The organism is Enterococcus florum, from assembly GCF_004309355.1.
GTDB lineage: Bacteria > Bacillota > Bacilli > Lactobacillales > Enterococcaceae > Enterococcus_A > Enterococcus_A florum.
The window spans coordinates 1-17,515 of sequence record NZ_BJCC01000004.1 but is presented as its reverse complement, the minus strand read 5'-3'; the positions used below and the strand labels follow the sequence as shown (position 1 = coordinate 17,515).

Below are 17,515 nucleotides of genomic sequence, written 5' to 3'. Positions count from 1 at the left end.
AGATTGCCAGCTCCTCTGTGAACCCACATGTTACGATTCGCAATGCCAATACGATAAAAAGGCTATGTCGATTTGATTGATACCTGTAAAATCCAAGACATCAGATCTTCTTGAACTGATGTCTTGAACTGATGTCTTGAATTAAGTCAATTACTCGAATAATTTTGACTCCTTCACAATTACTTCGCTTGGTGTAAGAGTTGCTTGTTCAATGGTATGACCAGTATTTCTTAAATAGGCTTTTACCAAGTGATAACCGATCGTGTAGCCTGCATTTCGTGAAAGTCCAACTGGATGATACCCTTGTTCACGAGCCACTTCGTCTCCATACATATAGGCAGATACTTGGTCAAATCCTTTAGCGGATCGGCCATCCTTCATTACTTCAATCGTGTAGGCCATCTCTTCCTGGTCATAATCCTGTACCCATGGTCCTCGTTTTTCGATCCCAAACAACTCCTCCGCAAAAACCTCAGCCAATCCTTCGATTACTAAATATTCTTCGACGGTGATATCACCGTGATGAAAGGGCTGATAACTGAACCGGACATTGTGATTGAATTCATGGGCCAATGCAGACTCTAATCTTGTTTGGTTAAACGCATTTGGCACGACTAACAGCACGATATAGCCAGGAATACCCGCGAATCCGCTGTAGCCCTGACTAGCCATCAAAATACCATTTTCTGAATCTCCCAATAAAATATTAAGTACGATCTCAGTCAACGGTATTTGATAGCCGATAGCTGCAAACCGCTGGACACCTTCACGAATAACGTCAGAAGCCTTCGAAAAAATACCAGTGGCTTCTAAATTGGTGATGTGCGGCTCGATTAAATCGACGGATTTTCGCGGTGTCCAAATACCCAACATCTCGGAAGCCATCACTACATCATAGCCGCCTGGAATAGTTGCCTGCAAAGGTGCATTAAGGTATTTCCACATCGTCTCTACAGGCTTCATAAGTGCATAGCGAAACTCATCTTCTGTGCATCCTTGTTTTATACATCTCTTATAAAACGACAAGCTATCTATGATTTTTAAATTGATTGAATCCATTTTCTTCCCCTCCTTTTTCTCTAGTTTAAAGGGTTACGTCGCGTGAAAGTCAACAAGCTAAAAAGAAAAAAATTGAAAAAAGTTCTCATTTTATTTGATTGCATCTCATTTTTTATTCCGTTAGACTGACTTCAAGGACGTCGACATCCTAATACAAATTAGGAGGAAAAAGATGCAGCAATTACAATTTCAAGGAAACCATTACACCATTGGGCAAAAATGGGGAAGGATGTTAAAACAAAACAAGATACACCTGATGGAAAGTGTCCCTTTTCAAGAGACCGAGGAACGAAGACAATTTGTTGAGACCTGTTTGCCATTTTATCAAAGGTTTTGCCCCGATATTTTAGCCGAGATTCAAGGAATTGCTGACGGACAAGAGATTTCAGTGAAAAGATTGCAGTCCGTTCTTTTTGGGATGTACTGCCTTATGCCCGAAGAACCCCACTGTTCTAGTTTTCTTGTACGAAATAAATCGGGGGTTTTCTTAGGCCGCAACAGTGATTTCCTGACAATAACGGAAGAACGATGTATGAACATCCGCTATTCTTTTGATGATGCTGGACACTACGACTTTTTAGGCAACACTACTGCTTTTGTAGAAATGGAGGATGGCATCAATCAATACGGCTTAGCGATCGCGCTGACCTCTGTCGCACCCTATAAGGTCCAGCCAGGAATCAACGTCGGAATGCTGCTTCGCCTCGTTTTGGAGCGCTGCAAGTCAGTGGATGATGCCATAGTGTTGATCACGCAGATCCCTCATGTCGGTTCTGGTACGTTAGTGATCGGTGATGCACAGCAACAAGGAATCTTAGTAGAGCTTAGTCCTGATAAAATGGCGATTCGCCGACTAGAAAAAGAACAAGACTGTTTGATCGCCACAAATATGTTTAATCTACCAGAGATGAAGACATTCAATCGTCTTCCTGAGGATACCTGGTTCGCAGAAGAACGTTACCATACGATGACTCACTATCTGTCAGAAAATCTTGAAACGATTGATCTGAAACAATCGCAGGAGCTGTTGTCTGGCAAGTTTGGCTTTATGTGTGAATATGATCGCTCAACAGGGAAAGATACCGTCTGGTCCTGTGTTTATGATCTGCAATCTTCTGAAATCTTTCGAAGTGCAGGCAATCCTTCACGAAACGAATTCCAACAAGATAAAGGATTTTCATAAGCAAAACAAGCCTCTCTTACCTAAAAAATAAGAGAGGCTTGTTTCATTGAAATCTTCTGTTACTCTTCAGGAATCTGATTGATCGGTGTAATCACAGGTTCCCCGTTTTTATCCAGCAAAGGGGTTAATCCTCCTGCATACCCCATTTTTGTAGCCAGGTAGTTCACACCCGTTTCTCGATCAACCAAAATAGTAACCATATCAGTGACTCCTTGAGAATAAATCCTTACGAAACGTTTTTCTTTTGCCATCGTTATCCCTCCATTTTTTATTGTCTGACATCTTCTATAAAAATCTTACTACAAACGAATCGCTTTTTCTACGGTAACGTTATCGTTTAAAATAGATATCTTGAAATGCAGGTAACGACTTTTATCAAAGAACAAAAAAGCCTATATTAAAAACGGAAGTTAGACTATACTATCTTTTATAATCATTTTTTTATTTTTGAAGGGAGAGGATCCAATGAACTATCGTTATTCGTCAAAAACGCCGAACACAGATACAGATGCCGTAGGAGAAATCTTGAAAGCGGCAGCTGATCCGAAGATTATTTCTTTTGCTGGAGGACTTCCTGCACCAGAGTTGTTTCCGGTAAAAGAAATTCAAACGGCAGTGAATCAAGTCTTTCAAGCTAAAGGCATGACCGCCCTGCAATACGGTGGATCTCAAGGAATTCCTGAACTTCGCAAAGTGGTGGCAGCACGAGCTACCCTCGATGACATCACTACCAACGAGGAGCAAATTTTGATTACGACTGGTTCTCAGCAGGTATTGGATCTTACAGCTAAGTTATTTCTTGATTCAGGAGATACCGTGATTGTAGAAAAACCAACCTATCTTTGTGCGATCGATGTTTTTAAGTCCTATGGCGCACACCTGGTCGGCATAGAAATGGACGAAGATGGGATGAAGATGGATCAATTAGAAGCTGCGCTGCAAGCCAATCCGAAAGCAAAGTTGATCTATACGATCCCGAATTTTCAGAATCCTACCGGACGTACCTTGTCATTGGAACGCCGGAGAAAAATAGCGCAGCTGGCGCAACAATACGATGTTCTTGTATTGGAGGACAACCCTTATGGTGCCGTTCGTTTTGAAGGCACACCACTGCCTGCGATCCAATCATTCGACGAAACTGACCATGTCATTTACACTAGTACGTTTTCCAAAATTCTCGCTCCAGGATTGCGTTTAGGCTGGGTGATCGCACCGTCAGAATTGATCAGCAACTATAAACGACTGAAACAATCCGCAGATCTACATTCTGATATCCTTTCGCAATACATCGTTGCAGCCTTCTTTGAAAACAACGATATTGCTGAGCACATCGCAAAGATCACAGCATTGTATAAAGAACGAAAAGATGTAATGATGCAAGCTATCAAAAAGTATTTTCCCAAAACTGTTTCCTACAGCCGGCCTGAAGGCGGTATGTTTATTTGGATCGAAGTTCCCGGTATTGACAGTACGCAGGACCTTTTTGATCGTTGTATTCAAAACAATGTGGCCTTTGTTCCAGGAGAACCCTTTTATTGTCAGGAGATCGTTCCCGGAACCTTCCGTCTCAATTATTCCAATATGCCAGCAGAACAAATCGACTTAGGAATGAAGCGTCTTGGAGAAGCTATTCGAGAAGTCATCCAGAATTAACTGTTTCCCCACTCCTTTGAGATCAAGTCCTATTGCCTAGAAGAAAATAGGTCTCAAGTTGGACGCTATCTATGGAAAACTCTTTTATGATAAATGAGTAGAAACGATTCGGTAGATAAATAACCAAGGAGGATTCGGGGATGAGAAAGAATGCGTTAGATATTACGGTTTTGTTGTTGGGGCTAGCCTGTCTAAGTTTGATGGTAGTCAATCGTTATGCGTTTCAACCAATTTGGAAGACTGAGGTTCGCAGTGAGATGGTTGCATTGAAGCAGGAGTTGAAGTCAGACAAAGAGGACCTCAAAGAAGAACTGAAAAATAGTCGAGAAGGCCTTAACCGTAGCAAACAATCAATCAAAAAAGACCTGATTGAAGCTCGTGAAGAAAGTAAATCAGAATTGAAAAATCTTTCAAAGGATCTAAGAACTGCCTTTGAATAAAAACTAACCCTCACCGGAAACAGAACATAAACGGCTGTTTCCGGTGAGGGTTTATTAGAAGTGAGTTTTAAGGCTGCTCTTCGAATACCGTATCCAATAAAACATCCCCGATCCGTTCATTTGGGTATTGGGTGACCTTTTTGATTTTTTCTGCCAAGAGGATGCCAAACTGAGTCAAGGGTTGCCGAACCGTCCGAATTCTTGGGCGAACAAGATCAGTGATCTCTCCCCCATCAAATCCAACGATGTCTATCTCTTGATACAATCGTTTCCCTAGATCATAGACCGCTTGATAACAGCCTAGAGCCACCATGTCGTCAACACAAAAAATCGCGGTAGCTGCAGAAGGCATCTGCATCAACTGTTCTGTACCTGTATAGCCCCCTTCGATCGTCAGAGGAATCTTACATACCAGTTCTTCCGAAAATGAAATCCCCGCTTCCTCCAACGCTCGTTGATAACCTAAAAAGCGCTCGTTCAATTGATAGGTCGTGGCATTGTCAGTCAAAATAGCAATTCGCTGATTGCCTCTTTGAATCAGCCATTGCGTAGCTTGATACGCACCAGCCTCTTCCTGCACTAAGATCGAGCCATAGTATCCTTGATTTAAGCCTCGGTCTACAAACAAAACTGGGGTTTTTAGATATTTTCCCTGCTGAATCACTTCCTGAGAATACCGATTGGCTGTGAAAAAAACGATTGCCTCAACACCTAACTGATTCAGCTTTTTCAATAAGGCTGTTTCTCTTTCCTGCTGGTGATCGGACTCGCAAATAATCAGATAGTAGCCGCTCTTCTGCAACGCATCACGCAATACTTTCAAAATCCCGCTGGTAAATTGTTCCGAGGCAGAAGGTGCGATCACACCAATGGTTTTTGATTTTTTCAAAATGATGTTTGAAGCAAAATAATTTGGCGCATACTCATTTTCCTCAATGACCTTCAGGACTTTGTTTCTGGTTTTTTCACTGAATCTTCCACCTTTATTGTTCATGATTTGAGAAACAGTCGTCACCGAAACCCCTGAAAGCTCAGCAATTTCCTTGATCGTCACTTTCATCCATCGTCATTCCTGTCTGAATCATTTTACTCATCATACCATGTCCCAGGGTGTGTGTCCTCTCCTTCATACAAAGTTTAGTTAAGTATGGCCTACTAAAAGACTTCTCCTCATGATAAAATGAAAAGCAAAAAGAGGGTTTTCTTATGAGCAATTATCTCACATTAACTGATGAAACGATCAAAAAGGAGCATCTATGCTGTGCGATCGCCGGACAAAAGCATCAACAGGGCGTGGATGTGAAACGTGCTTGGTTAGCAGAACGAATCCAAGAAGGACATGTTTTTCGAAAGCTGAACGAAAATGGCAAGGTTTTTATTGAATATGCACCTTTAGAAAGTGCATGGGTTCCTGTTATCGGTGAAAATTATATCTATATTTACTGTCTTTGGGTCTCCGGAAAATTCAAAGGTCAAGGACATGCCAAAAACTTAGTGAACGATTGCATTGAGGATGCCAAGGCTCGCAACAAATCAGGCGTTTGTGTCATCAGCTCAAAAAAGAAAACACCTTTTCTAACGGATAAACAATTTATGGCAAAATATGGCTTCGTAACAGTAGATACATTGGACGGAGATTATGAGCTGCTGGCCTTGTCTTTCGATGGCACCACCCCTCAGTTTGCCGAAAGTGCGCACAACCAAAAAATCAATAACCAAGAATTGACGATTTTTTATGGCATGCAATGCCCTTTTATCCCGAACGGACTGAAGGAAGTGACGGCTTATTGTGAAGCCAATGCAATCCCTTTAACCACCATTCCGGTCGATAGTTTGGAGAAAGCCAAAGCACTGCCTGGTATCTTTAACAACTGGGCAATTTATTATAAAGGAAAATTCCAAACAGTCCACATGATGAACGAAGGGCAGTTGAAGAAGTTTTTAGAAAAACATACTGATTGATGATTGTTCGACATAAAAGCAGCCAGGCCGAAATCCTCAGCCTGGCTGTTTGCTTTAGTCGTTTAAGTTATAGCGCAATTTCATATGATTTGACCCGTAGATAACCATATCGCCTAGCAATTTAGTCGCACGCTGCAACGAAATCTCGGCGAGCTGTGCATTGGCTTTTTCCAAAAATGCTTGGATATTTGCCTGCTGCATCGCCTCCCGATCCGTTTTGATCTGAATCTCACGAAATGCCGCCATCGCCTGCAGCTCGAAGGTATTACGAAAATCTGCATACATGCTATAGTTGCTGTCACCGAGCAAAGCCGTTGTACAACTGAGCCAGTACATTTTCGTTAGATCGAAGGTTCCGTCAGCGTCTCGGTAGCTTGCGGGTGTATCCGCAACATTGGCATAGAAGGGGACGACTGCGTTAAAGGTGTTGGCACCATAAGCCAACCAATGGATACCAGCGATTTCCGCAGGAACATCATTTCGCAGCTGCAAAATGTGCACATTGTGGTTGCGGTTAATGCCAATTGGACGAAACAATTTCTTTTGCTCTTCGGTGCCGTTTCCATAAGGATCAAAAACTGTATTCTCAAAGTGAGAACTCAAGACCCATTTGATATCTTCAATCGAGATTTTTCGATTCGCATAGCAGATAAAAGGCAGGTTTTGATCCATTGGGTCTTGGATCATCTCAGGAGTGAAGTATTTTTGTCCGTACCACGCCCGTGGATTATTATAGACTGTATCCTTACTCGTAGCACTCCCAAAAATATGCCGCAGGTTGATTCCGTCATAATCTGGATTCAGGTGATAGGTCTCGATCATTTCAGGCAGATCCTTTGAATACAGAGTATCTTCAGAATCGAAGCTGTATGCATCGATATTCATCCGATTTGGCGCCACAACATACGCATCGTCTGGAATACGGATTGCAGCCCAATGGTGTCCGCCGATCGTCTCTAGCCACCACACTTCCTCCTGATCAGAAAAGGCGATGCCGTTTGACTCATAGGTACCATATGTTTCCAGCAACATTCCTAACCTTTTAACTCCTTCTTTGGCACTGTGAATATAAGGTAAAACCAAAGTAACCAGATCCTCCTCTCCAATACCGTTTTCCACATAAGGATCAAGGCCTAAAATTCGAGGGTTCGTGGTAATGGTTTCTGTAGCAGACATTGCGACGTTTGCACTGTTAATCCCCGCCGCAGGCCAAATGCCTTCAGTTAAAATTGCGTTAGGCATCGAGGTGTATTGCAACGGATCCTCTGGTAATTCAATCGAAACCTGACTGATTACAGATTGATACTGCTTCGGTTGTTTTTCTGGAGTCACTACGACAAAACGCTGAGGATCCAAAGCTTCATGGCCATCATCATTCCTGGCGATAATCGTTGATCCGTCCATCGAGGCTTGTTTTCCCACTAAGATCGTCGTACAAGAACCTGTTCTTCTTTTCATGCTGAGACACTCCTTCTATCGTTCTTTCTCTACTATAGCACCAACAAAATGAAGAGCAAAGTGATAGTTGGTTTTAACTTTTAATGAAATTTTTGAAAGTTAATGTAGTATTAGTAAAAAATGTTTTGTTCGCTACATAAAGAGACAATGATAAATTTAGTTTGAATTTTTGCATAGGCTTCTCCGCAAACACCCTCCTGACAAAAGCAACTGTTTTTTGCCTTGTCAAGAGGGGCGGATCACATGATTGAAGATACGTAAGATGTTTAATAGACCGTTTTACTGTCGTTTGTATGAACTGTAGTTTACCCGGCTGTCATAAGCAAAACCTGCTACTTTTCACTTTGAATCCATTTTTATCAGTACATCCCACACTTTTCCAGCAATTTCTTTCAAGCTTTCTAGTTTTCAAATCCTACTGCGACACAATTGGTACCATTATTTGCGTTGATTAATGCATTGATGACAACGCCGTCATGAGGGAAGTGTCCATCTTTTTCTTTGTTCTTGTTGTAGTCCCTAATTGAGTAAATAATGATGAGCTTGAATTTCATTTTGATTTTCTCCTTTGCTTTTTTCTTTTATTGTACCTGTCATTTGTCGAAATCGTGTATTCTTTCCAAAACAGTCTGATTTCAGTCCTAAATGGCACAATTTCAATTGACCACTGCACAAAAAGAGACTGTGACATCACTGTCACAGCCTCGTCCGTCCATAATGGTCAGTCTTCATTTACACCGCGTCTGCTTGCTTCATTGGGGTCGTTAGGGAAGCCACAAATTTTCCAGTCTCCTTTATCCCCTCTTCATATAAACTTTGAACAATTTTTGACCCAACTACAACACCGTCGCAGCATGCGTTAAAGCGTTCTACGTGGCTTCGCTCAGAGACGCCGAATCCCGCCAATACAGGAATTTTGCTTTCTGCTGTGATCGCAGCAAGGTGCTCATCCAAGTTATCTCGGTAATTTTTCCCGGTGCCTGTTGTCCCGTTGATGGTCACTGCATAAACAAACCCTTCTGCTGCCTGAAGCAAGGTTTTGATCCTTTCTTTAGGACTAGTCAGAGAAATCAGCTGAAGCAATGCCAAATCAGCTTGATCAAAAACCGGCAATACCAAATCACGATGCTCATACGGCAAATCGGGAATGATAAAACCTTTAACATCCGTATTTGCTAAATCCTCAGCTAACTTTTCTAATCCATAGTGGAAAAAGGAATTCGTATACCCCATCAAAATCAATGGAACGGGCGAATCAAAGTTCTGCAAACGCTCGATTATTTTTTTTAACGTCACTTTTCGTTCTAATGCTCTCAACCCAGCTTCTTGGATAATCGGCCCATCTGCTACTGGGTCGGAAAAAGGAACCCCCAGCTCAATCGCAGCAGCGCCGTTTTTCGCCAGCATCGTGATTTCTTCTGTCAATGCACCAAGTCCCTGTGCCCCAGCCATAATATAAGGAACAAACAGCTTTTGCTTCTCTGCCTTTTTGCATAAATAGGTGGTTAAGGTTTTCATTTTGCTGCCTCCATCCGATCTTTGATTTGCTGAACATCTTTGTCCCCGCGACCTGATAAGCACAGGACGATGAGTTGATCTTTCTCCATTTGCGGTGCCAGCTTCATCACATGCGCAATGGCATGCGAGCTTTCTAAAGCTGGTATAATGCCCTCTACACGTGACAATAAATGGAAAGCTTCTACTGCTTCTTCGTCATCAACCGTAACATATTCTGCCCGCTTAATGCTGGACAAATAGGAATGCTCTGGTCCTACCCCAGGGTAATCCAACCCAGCTGAGATAGAATAAGCTTCAATCACTTGGCCATCCTCATCTTGCAGCAAGTGCATCCGAGCGCCGTGCAATACTCCGATATCACCTTGAGTAATGGGAGCAGCATGTTCATCGGTATGAACGCCTTTTCCAGCTGCTTCTACACCAATTAAGCGAACACCCTCATCTTCCACAAAAGGATAAAATAATCCCATCGCGTTACTGCCGCCACCGACACAGGCCATTGCCACATCCGGCAATTTTTCTTCTGCCTCCAAAATCTGGCGGCGGGCTTCGTTACCGATCACACTCTGATAATCCCGCACAATTTCCGGAAAAGGATGGGGACCTAAAACAGAACCCATGACGTAGTGGGTGTCTTCTACATTGGATACCCAATATCTTAACGCCTCGTTTACGGCATCCTTCAGAGTTTTACTGCCAGAGACTACACTTTCTACCTTCGCCCCCAAAAGCTCCATGCGAAAGACATTCAACTCTTGTCGTTTGACATCGACTTCTCCCATAAAAACAATACATTCCATACCAAATAAAGCAGCCGCGGTTGCGGTGGCAACCCCATGCTGTCCAGCGCCCGTTTCGGCAACGATTTTATTTTTCCCCATGCGTTTAGCCAGTAAGACCTGGCCGATGGCGTTGTTGATTTTGTGAGCACCCGTGTGGTTCAAATCTTCCCGTTTCAAGTAAATTTTGGCTCCGCCTAATTTCTCAGTCAGACGCTCCGCGAAATACAAAGGATTTTCTCTACCGACATATTGAGCTAGATAATACGCCAATTCCTTTTGAAACTCAGGATCGGTTTTAGAGCTTTCATAGGTTTCGGTTAATTCCTGCACGGCGTACATTAAGGTTTCAGGCACAAATTGCCCGCCAAATTCTCCGTAAAATCCTTTAGTGGTTGGTTGCTGATACATGTGTTTCCTCCTTCACTGCTTGGCAAAAGGCAGTTATCTTTTTGTAGTCCTTTTTTCCGTTGGTTTCAACGCCGCTAGAGACATCAACTGCTAAGGGATTGAAGTATTGAATGGCTGCTGCAACATTTTCTGGTGTTAAACCGCCGGCGACAAACAACTTATCTTGTGGCAGCTCAGTCGGATTGACCGCCTGCCAATCAAAAACTTCCCCATTGCCCCCCATATATTTTGTCGGTGGTGCATCCAATAATAAGTAGTCTTCAATTCCCGCTTCAGGCAAGGTCTGCGATTTACGAATGCTGACGGCCCGAATGATCGGAACACTTACCGCCTCGGTTAGCGGTTCGCCATGAATTTGTACCAGATCCAAACCAGCAGCTTGAATAGCTGTCTCTACCTCATCACGACTAGGTGAAACGAAGACGCCAACTTTTTTCATCTCCGCTGGCACGTTTGTAGTGATTTTCTTTACTAGTTCTGCTGTCACCTGCCGGGGGCTTTTGGCAAAAACAAAGCCTAAATAATCGGCCCCGCTATTTACTACGGTTTCCACTGCCTCTTGAGTGGACAATCCGCAAATTTTAATTCGGGTCATGTCCGTTTCACTCGCAATTCCTTGATTTTTTCTGCAATATTGTCTGAGCGCATCAACGTTTCTCCTACTAAAACGGCTTGATAGTCTTTAGCAATTCGTTGAACATCTTCACCAGTCTTAAAACCAGATTCGCTAATGTATACTCGTTCATTTTCCGGTTGGGCCAAAGCCTCACTCGTAGCAATCATTACTTCAAAGGTAGTTAAATCGCGATTGTTCACACCGATGATTTGAGCGTCGATCCGATGAGCCGCATCCAGTTCCTGTTGGTTATGGGTTTCCACTAACACTTCTAAGCCAAGTGATTTGGCTGTCTGATACAACTCCGATAAGCGTTCTTCTGTTAAGGCTGCAACAATCAGTAAGACAATACTCGCTCCAGCGTTTTTCGCACGGACCAATTGGCGTTCATCGATGATAAAGTCCTTGCACAAAATCGGCAGCTTTACCACCTGTGCAACCTCTTTCAGATCTTCAATTGTTCCCTTGAAAAAAACTTCATCCGTCAATACTGAAATGGCACTAACACCTCCAGCTTCATACGCCTTAGCCTGTGCCAAAATATCTACGTCTGTTTTGATATCTCCCTTGGAAGGAGAAGCTCGTTTGATTTCACCGATTAAGTGCACCGTTTCGGGTGCATTCTTAACTGTTTGATAAAACGATGGACGCTGGGTTTCTATTTGTACTTTCAGCTCTGGCAGCAGGGCTACCTCTTCAGCTTTTTTCTCTAAAATCGTTGCTAGAAAATCCATTAAGCCACCGCCTTTTGTTCTTGTGCTAATTTTTGTAAACAATCCATTGCCGCTCCAGAAGCTAAGGATTGTTTCGCTTCGGCAATTCCAGCTTCCAAAGTGCCCACTTTGCCGCTAGCTAAAAAACCTAAGCCGGCATTTAATAAAATCGTGTCATAGTAAACAGATTGTTCATTGCGTAAAACCGACAATAAAATGTCGCGGTTTTGCAGCGCTTCTCCGCCAACAATTGCCTCTAAAGGTGCCCGCCTAAAGCCGTATTCTTCTGGTGCAAAGGAGAAGCTGGATACGTTGCCCTCATGATAAATCGCACAATTAGTGATTCCAGCTAAATTGGCTTCATCCATGCCATGGGCACCATGAACTACAATGGCTTTTTCCCGGCCCATTTTTCCTAAGGTTTCGGCTGTTTCCATCAAAGAATCACCTGCGAAGGTCCCCATCAATTGGTTATCCAATCGGTACGGATTGATGATTGGTCCAATTAAATTAAAAATGGTAGGAGTTGCTAAGTCTCGGCGAATACCCATCACGTATTTCATAGCTGGGTGCATCGCTGGCGAGAACAAGAAGGCGATGCCGACTTCTCGCAATAAATAGTCGATTTTTTCTGGTGAAACCGTTAAGCTAATACCTAACGTTTCCAGTACGTCCGCACTGCCTGAACGACTTGAAATACTCCGATTGCCATGCTTAGCCATTGGAATTCCACCGCCAGCTAAAACAAAAGCTGCTGTTGTGCTGATGTTAAAACTGTTGCAATGGTCACCGCCAGTGCCGCAATTGTCCATCACACCTTTAGGAGGAGTTAACATTTTCTCTGCTTTTCCCTGCATAATGGTGGCTAAACCAGTCAATTCTTCAGAAGTTACCCCTTTTAACTTCAAGGCAATCAACAACGCACTGATTTGTGTATCGCTCAATTTTCCTTCAAAAATATTTGTAGAAATAGTCGTCATTTCATCAGTTGTTAAATCTTGTCCCTGGTAGACTTTTTCAAATAGTGTTTGCATGTTTTTTCCCTACTTCCTTTACAAATTGATCGATCAGCTGCTGTCCTTTTTCGGTACCAATCGATTCTGGATGAAACTGCAGCCCGTAAACGGGGTATTTTTTGTGTTGCAATGCCATGATGCAGTCGTCGCATTCAGCGATGATCTCCAGTTCAACTGGAAAGCTCTCCTTGGCAATCATCAGGGAATGGTAACGCATCACCTCTAAAGGGGTCTGGATTTCCTTAAAGCAGCCCTTTGTTTTAAAAAAGATTGTCGAACGCTTGCCGTGCATGATGGTAGGAGCTGAAACGATCTTACCGCCGAATACCTCGCCGATCGCCTGATGGCCTAAACAAATTCCCAGAATCGGCTTGTCTCGGTAAAAGCGGCGGATCACTTCTTCCATCAGTCCAGCATCTGCTGGTTTTCCAGGCCCAGGAGACAAGACGATGCCGGCAGCCTGTTCTGCCAGTTCAAACAGTTCAGGATCATCGTTTCGAGCAACGACTAGTTGGTCACTCTCAAATTGATGCACCAGGTTATACGTAAATGAATCATAATTATCGATCAATAAAATCATTTTCCTACCTCCAATAAGGCTTTGGCTTTTTGCAGCGTTTCTTGGTATTCACTGGTTGGATTTGAATCGTAGACGACGCCTCCTCCAGCCTGTACATGCGCTTGTTGATCTTTGACGACCATTGTCCGGATCGCGATCGCAAAATCGGCTTGATTATCACAAGACAGATATCCGACAGCACCTGCATAAATGGAACGTTTGACTGGTTCCCACTCGTAAATTCGAGTCATCGCGCGAATCTTAGGAGCACCACTGACTGTCCCCGCCGGTAAGGTGGCTTTCAAGGCGTCCATCGCTGTTTGATCCTTTCTTAGCTTTCCTTCGACCAATGATACGATGTGCATCACAAAGCGATATCGTTCGATCGTCATGAACAAAGGAACATGTACACTCCCAATCTCGGAGACTTTGCCAATATCATTCCGGCCAAGATCGATCAGCATTTGATGCTCGGCGATTTCTTTTTCATCTGCCAGCAATTCCTCTGCTAAATGATCGTCTTCGATTTCGTTTGTTCCCCTTCTGCGGGTTCCTGCGATCGGATTGGTCGTTACGGTATTTCCCTTCACTCGCACTAAGCTCTCTGGAGAGCTGCCGATTACGGTCACATCCGAAAAAGGAAGAAAGTACAAATAGGCGGAGGGATTAGTAACCCTCAAATGACGATAATACTGGAAAGGGTCCACGGGGAAATCAGCCGTCAATCGTTGTGAAGGGACGACTTGAAACAAGTCCCCCTCACGAATATACTGTTTGGCTCTTTCCACGATTGCTTCGTACTCATCCTGAGTAAAATTACTGGTAAATGTGAGTTTAATTGGTTCTAAGGGCTGATTTTCTGCTGCCTGTAATTGGAAGATTTCCGTTTCGATCCTCTGGATGCGTCGGTCTAACTGAGTTTTTCCACATTGACTGTAAAGATCGCTGGCAACAATACTTAACGTCTGTTTTTGATGGTCATAGATTACAAACGTTTCAAATAAGTAAAACTGCATGTCTGGCAAGCCTAATACATCCTCAGGAATCCTCCCTAACTCCTCATACATAGCAGCGATATCATATCCTACATACCCGATTGCACCGCCTTCAAAAGGCAATCCCTCAATACGTTCATCCTTTAGTACATATTTTTCTAGTTCTTTTAAGGGGTCCTCACAGGTGTAACGATGGTGATCGATTTGAAATTCCCCATCCATAAACTGAATATGGTGGACTGGATCAAATGCCAAAAGAGAATAGCGATTGCTTTCAGAATCACGAGGAATGCTCTCCAACAAACATTTCGATTCTCCGCTTAGCCGAAAATACAAGGAAACCGGGGTAACACAGTCTGCACTTAATTGTTTAACGATTTTCATTTTTTCATCCTTTCCAAAGAAAAAAGCCCTCAAACTGGACAGGGTCATCCAGCTTGAGGGCGCATTTCGCACGGTACCACCTCAACACATACTTCGATAAAAGTATATCTCTCTCGACCGTCTAGCAACGATCTTCCTCTGTAACGGGAGTACCCGTCATCCCCTACTGTTGTTCAAGGATGCTCCAACAAGTCCATTCATTTGGTGAAAAGTGCTTCATTCTCATCACTGGAAGCTTTCTGTATCTTTTCCATTTCCAAACTACTTCTCTTGTTTTTGATTTCAATAAATAAAAAAAGCCCTCAAACCAGACGAATGTCCAGTTTGAGGGCGGTTAATCCACGGTGCCACCTCAATATATGCTTAAAAAGCATCTCTCGATCAGCTGTCTAGCAACAGCCTTTCTCTGTAACGGGAGTACCCGGAGATCCCTACTTGCTTTCAAAATCTCAGTCCAAAAGTCCATTCACACCATTTTCCTTACTGATTCTCAGCACCATCAGCTCTCTGAAAAGGAGAAATCCTGTTACTACTCTTTTGTATGACATGTATTTTTTTAACATACTACACTTAGTTTGAAGAAGTGTCAATAGGTTTATGAAATAAACTTAATAATTTTCTAATGCAGACGTTTTGGCATCATGCTCTCTAAAAAGCCCCACACTCCGCTGCCAATACGCAATTCTTCTTGATCAAAACGTGAAAGGTCGTGACGTACAAGATTTTCCTCATCGTTGGTCACCTTTGCGTACCAGTTTGGTTCAGTCAGCAGGATTTTCCCCAAGGCGGCCGCTTCTGCATGCTCCAAAAGTGCTTCTGCTTGATCTTTAGTTTGGACTCCGCCGACACCGATCAATGGCACACGTCCGTCAATTTTTTCGTGAATATAGGCCATCATTGAACGTTCCTGATAGTGTTCATCCTGGGACTTTTTATCAAATTGATTCAATGAAATGTGCAGATAATCAATTTTCATAGCTGACAATTGATCAACTAAAAACAGCGTGTCTTCAAAACGGATTCCTGGGGTCTCAAGTTCTTCGGGAGAAAAACGATACCCAACAATGAAATCTTCGCGATCGACGACAGAAGTGGTTGCCTCAACGACTTCTCTTATAAATGCGAAGCGGTTTTCAAGACTTCCACCCCATTGATCTTCTCTGCGATTAGAATGTGGAGAGAAGAATTGTTGCAACAAATAGGTGTTCGCCCCATGCAGTTCGACCCCATCAAATCCTGCCGCGATTGCTCGCTGGGTTGCCTGTTTAAAGCTTTGGATCAAACGCAAGATCTCATGACTTTCCAGTGCGCGAGGAACTTCAGCATTCGGCCGCTCTGCAGCAACTGCACTAGCAGAAACAGGTTGGGCTCCACGTAAAATTTGACTATTGGTCATCCGTCCGCCATGAAAAATTTGTAAAATTGCTTTGGTACCATTTCGCTTGATTGCAGCGGCTAGTTTACTTAGCTTAGGGATAAATCGGTCCTCATAAACACCTAATTCCCCCTCCCAGCCTTTTCCATCGAGCTCAACATTGGCTGCACCCGTGATCACAGCACCAACTTGGCCTGAACGCATCGCATAATATTCAATCTCATCTTGTGTCACGATCCCATCAAAAAAACTCATTTTGGTAGTCATTGGCGCCATGATGATTGGATTTTTTAAGGTAAGACCCTTAATCGTGACGGGTTTCATTAATTTTTCCATTGCTGCCTCCTTGTACTTAGTTATCGAATGGCTTAAAGAACGTTCCCCATCGCCCAACGATCGATAGCTTCCTTTACGCCGTCTTCGGCATTGCTGGCTACAATGTGGTCTGCAGCAGCTTTGATTTCTTCAGTGGCATTGCCCATCGCTATACCCAGCCCTGCGTATTCGATCATTGACAAGTCATTTTGAGCATCTCCGATTGCCATAATCTCTGATGCATTGATCGACAGATATGCGGCTAATTCTCTTAATGCAGCGCCTTTAGAAGCCTCTCTATTCAAAACTTCTAAGTAATAGGGAGCACTTGTCACTAATGTGTATTGTTCAAAATAATGCTGTGGAATCTTACCAATTGCGTCTGCCAAGATTTCCGGCTCATCGATCATCATCATTTTGGTCACAGAAATTTGTTCTGCGATCTCTTCGGGTGTCCGATATTTCAAAGGCATGTCAACTAGGAAAGCCTCATTGACTGTATACCGACTAATGTCGCGATTCGAGGTATAAATAGCCTCACGACTGACAGTGTGCAGGTGGACATTCAACTGCCGGGCCAATGTGTCAATTGCCAAATAATCTTGACGACTCAAGCCATACTCTGAGATCACTTCTCCTGATTTCGAGTTGAGAACGAGGCTTCCGTTGTAGGAGATCACAAAATCATCCAATGTGACCAGCTCTAAATCAGTCAGGTAATTCAACACACCCATCAAGGGCCGCCCTGTACATAAAACAATATAAACGCCTTGCTTTCGAGCTCTTTTAATTGTCTCGGCAACTGCGTCGGTAATCATTCCTTGCTCGTTTAATAAAGTGCCATCCATGTCAATGGCTACTAATTTGATCGTCATAGCTTCCTCCTTAAAAGTACTGTTTCCTAGTATACGTTTTTTTAGTCAATAAATCAGCTATTTGAATTCTGATTTAAAAAATCAAGTGAACGGACAAATGAAATCGATTCGGAAATGGTTTCACAAAAAAACAGCTCATGACGAGCTGTTTCAGACTGTAGACAAAGTCCATTTTATGGATGCTGTCTACAGTTTTTTCTTTTA

General features: G+C 43.1%; 18 protein-coding genes and 1 other annotated feature. Of the genes, 4 read left to right on the top strand and 14 right to left on the bottom strand.

Annotated features, from left to right (window positions below; genetic code table 11):
• Positions 1–150 precede the first annotated feature (150 nt).
• Positions 151–1,059 (bottom strand): DUF2268 domain-containing putative Zn-dependent protease, encoded by a 909-nt coding sequence (locus NRIC_RS02110; protein WP_146621050.1) that lies wholly within the window; start codon positions 1,057–1,059, stop codon positions 151–153.
• Between the two features lie 172 nt (positions 1,060–1,231).
• On the opposite strand from NRIC_RS02110, the gene NRIC_RS02105 reads away from it, so the two are divergent.
• Positions 1,232–2,242 carry a C45 family autoproteolytic acyltransferase/hydrolase gene (locus NRIC_RS02105; protein WP_146621049.1) on the top strand — a complete coding sequence of 337 codons (1,011 nt, stop codon included), beginning with the start codon at positions 1,232–1,234 and terminating at the stop codon, positions 2,240–2,242.
• A gap of 59 nt (positions 2,243–2,301) precedes the next feature.
• Here the strand turns inward: NRIC_RS02105 and NRIC_RS02100 are convergent, their stop codons facing one another.
• Positions 2,302–2,493, bottom strand: a complete 192-nt coding sequence (locus NRIC_RS02100; RefSeq protein ID WP_146621048.1) for a DUF6440 family protein — start codon at positions 2,491–2,493, stop codon at positions 2,302–2,304.
• A 214-nt stretch (positions 2,494–2,707) separates the two neighbouring features.
• Between NRIC_RS02100 and NRIC_RS02095 the strand changes: the two genes are divergently transcribed.
• Together NRIC_RS02095 and NRIC_RS02090 are read left to right on the top strand one after the other, a co-directional pair.
• Positions 2,708–3,895, top strand: a complete 1,188-nt coding sequence (locus NRIC_RS02095) for an aminotransferase-like domain-containing protein (RefSeq protein ID WP_146621047.1) — start codon at positions 2,708–2,710, stop codon at positions 3,893–3,895.
• Positions 3,896–4,035: 140 nt separating this feature from the next.
• Positions 4,036–4,335, top strand: coding sequence for a YtxH domain-containing protein (locus NRIC_RS02090; protein ID WP_146621046.1), 300 nt, complete (start codon positions 4,036–4,038; stop codon positions 4,333–4,335).
• Between the two features lie 67 nt (positions 4,336–4,402).
• On the opposite strand, the gene NRIC_RS02085 is transcribed toward NRIC_RS02090, so the two are convergent.
• Positions 4,403–5,395 (bottom strand): LacI family DNA-binding transcriptional regulator, encoded by a 993-nt coding sequence (locus NRIC_RS02085; protein ID WP_146621045.1) that lies wholly within the window; start codon positions 5,393–5,395, stop codon positions 4,403–4,405.
• A gap of 146 nt (positions 5,396–5,541) precedes the next feature.
• On the opposite strand from NRIC_RS02085, the gene NRIC_RS02080 reads away from it, so the two are divergent.
• Positions 5,542–6,297 carry a GNAT family N-acetyltransferase gene (locus tag NRIC_RS02080; RefSeq protein ID WP_146621044.1) on the top strand — a complete coding sequence of 252 codons (756 nt, stop codon included), beginning with the start codon at positions 5,542–5,544 and terminating at the stop codon, positions 6,295–6,297.
• Between the two features lie 54 nt (positions 6,298–6,351).
• Here the strand turns inward: NRIC_RS02080 and NRIC_RS02075 are convergent, their stop codons facing one another.
• From NRIC_RS02075 to yidA, 11 genes are all read right to left on the bottom strand, one after another.
• Entirely contained in the window at positions 6,352–7,755 is a 1,404-nt protein-coding gene (locus NRIC_RS02075; RefSeq protein WP_146621043.1) for a C69 family dipeptidase, read from the bottom strand.
• 401 nt (positions 7,756–8,156) lie between these two features.
• Positions 8,157–8,309 carry a hypothetical protein gene (locus NRIC_RS19185; RefSeq protein WP_175579976.1) on the bottom strand — a complete coding sequence of 51 codons (153 nt, stop codon included), beginning with the start codon at positions 8,307–8,309 and terminating at the stop codon, positions 8,157–8,159.
• A 178-nt stretch (positions 8,310–8,487) separates the two neighbouring features.
• Positions 8,488–9,273, bottom strand: a complete 786-nt coding sequence (gene trpA / locus NRIC_RS02070; RefSeq protein WP_146621042.1) for a tryptophan synthase subunit alpha — start codon at positions 9,271–9,273, stop codon at positions 8,488–8,490.
• Positions 9,270–10,463 carry a tryptophan synthase subunit beta gene (gene trpB / locus NRIC_RS02065; protein ID WP_146621041.1) on the bottom strand — a complete coding sequence of 398 codons (1,194 nt, stop codon included), beginning with the start codon at positions 10,461–10,463 and terminating at the stop codon, positions 9,270–9,272. Before trpB ends, trpA begins: the two co-directional genes overlap by 4 nt.
• The gene (locus NRIC_RS02060; protein WP_146621040.1) at positions 10,441–11,058 is read right to left on the bottom strand and encodes a phosphoribosylanthranilate isomerase; all 618 of its coding nucleotides are present in this window, start codon (positions 11,056–11,058) and stop codon (positions 10,441–10,443) included. The genes trpB and NRIC_RS02060 overlap by 23 nt, the downstream gene beginning before the upstream one ends.
• A complete protein-coding gene (gene trpC / locus NRIC_RS02055; RefSeq protein ID WP_146621039.1) occupies positions 11,055–11,813 on the bottom strand; it encodes an indole-3-glycerol phosphate synthase TrpC in 759 nt (252 codons plus the stop codon). The genes NRIC_RS02060 and trpC overlap by 4 nt, the downstream gene beginning before the upstream one ends.
• Positions 11,813–12,826, bottom strand: coding sequence for an anthranilate phosphoribosyltransferase (gene trpD, locus NRIC_RS02050; protein ID WP_146621038.1), 1,014 nt, complete (start codon positions 12,824–12,826; stop codon positions 11,813–11,815). Before trpD ends, trpC begins: the two co-directional genes overlap by 1 nt.
• Positions 12,810–13,388: an anthranilate synthase component II gene (locus tag NRIC_RS02045; protein ID WP_146621037.1), complete on the bottom strand. Its 579-nt coding sequence runs from the start codon at positions 13,386–13,388 to the stop codon at positions 12,810–12,812. Before NRIC_RS02045 ends, trpD begins: the two co-directional genes overlap by 17 nt.
• Positions 13,385–14,746, bottom strand: a complete 1,362-nt coding sequence (gene trpE, locus NRIC_RS02040) for an anthranilate synthase component I (RefSeq protein WP_146621036.1) — start codon at positions 14,744–14,746, stop codon at positions 13,385–13,387. The genes NRIC_RS02045 and trpE overlap by 4 nt, the downstream gene beginning before the upstream one ends.
• Positions 14,747–15,069: 323 nt before the next feature.
• Positions 15,070–15,298: a binding site (T-box leader), on the bottom strand.
• Positions 15,299–15,365: 67 nt separating this feature from the next.
• On the bottom strand, positions 15,366–16,457 hold the full coding sequence (locus NRIC_RS02035; protein ID WP_146621035.1) for an NADH-dependent flavin oxidoreductase: 1,092 nt from the start codon (positions 16,455–16,457) through the stop codon (positions 15,366–15,368).
• 32 nt (positions 16,458–16,489) lie between these two features.
• On the bottom strand, positions 16,490–17,311 hold the full coding sequence (yidA, locus tag NRIC_RS02030) for a sugar-phosphatase (RefSeq protein WP_146621034.1): 822 nt from the start codon (positions 17,309–17,311) through the stop codon (positions 16,490–16,492).
• Positions 17,312–17,515: the final 204 nt, after the last annotated feature.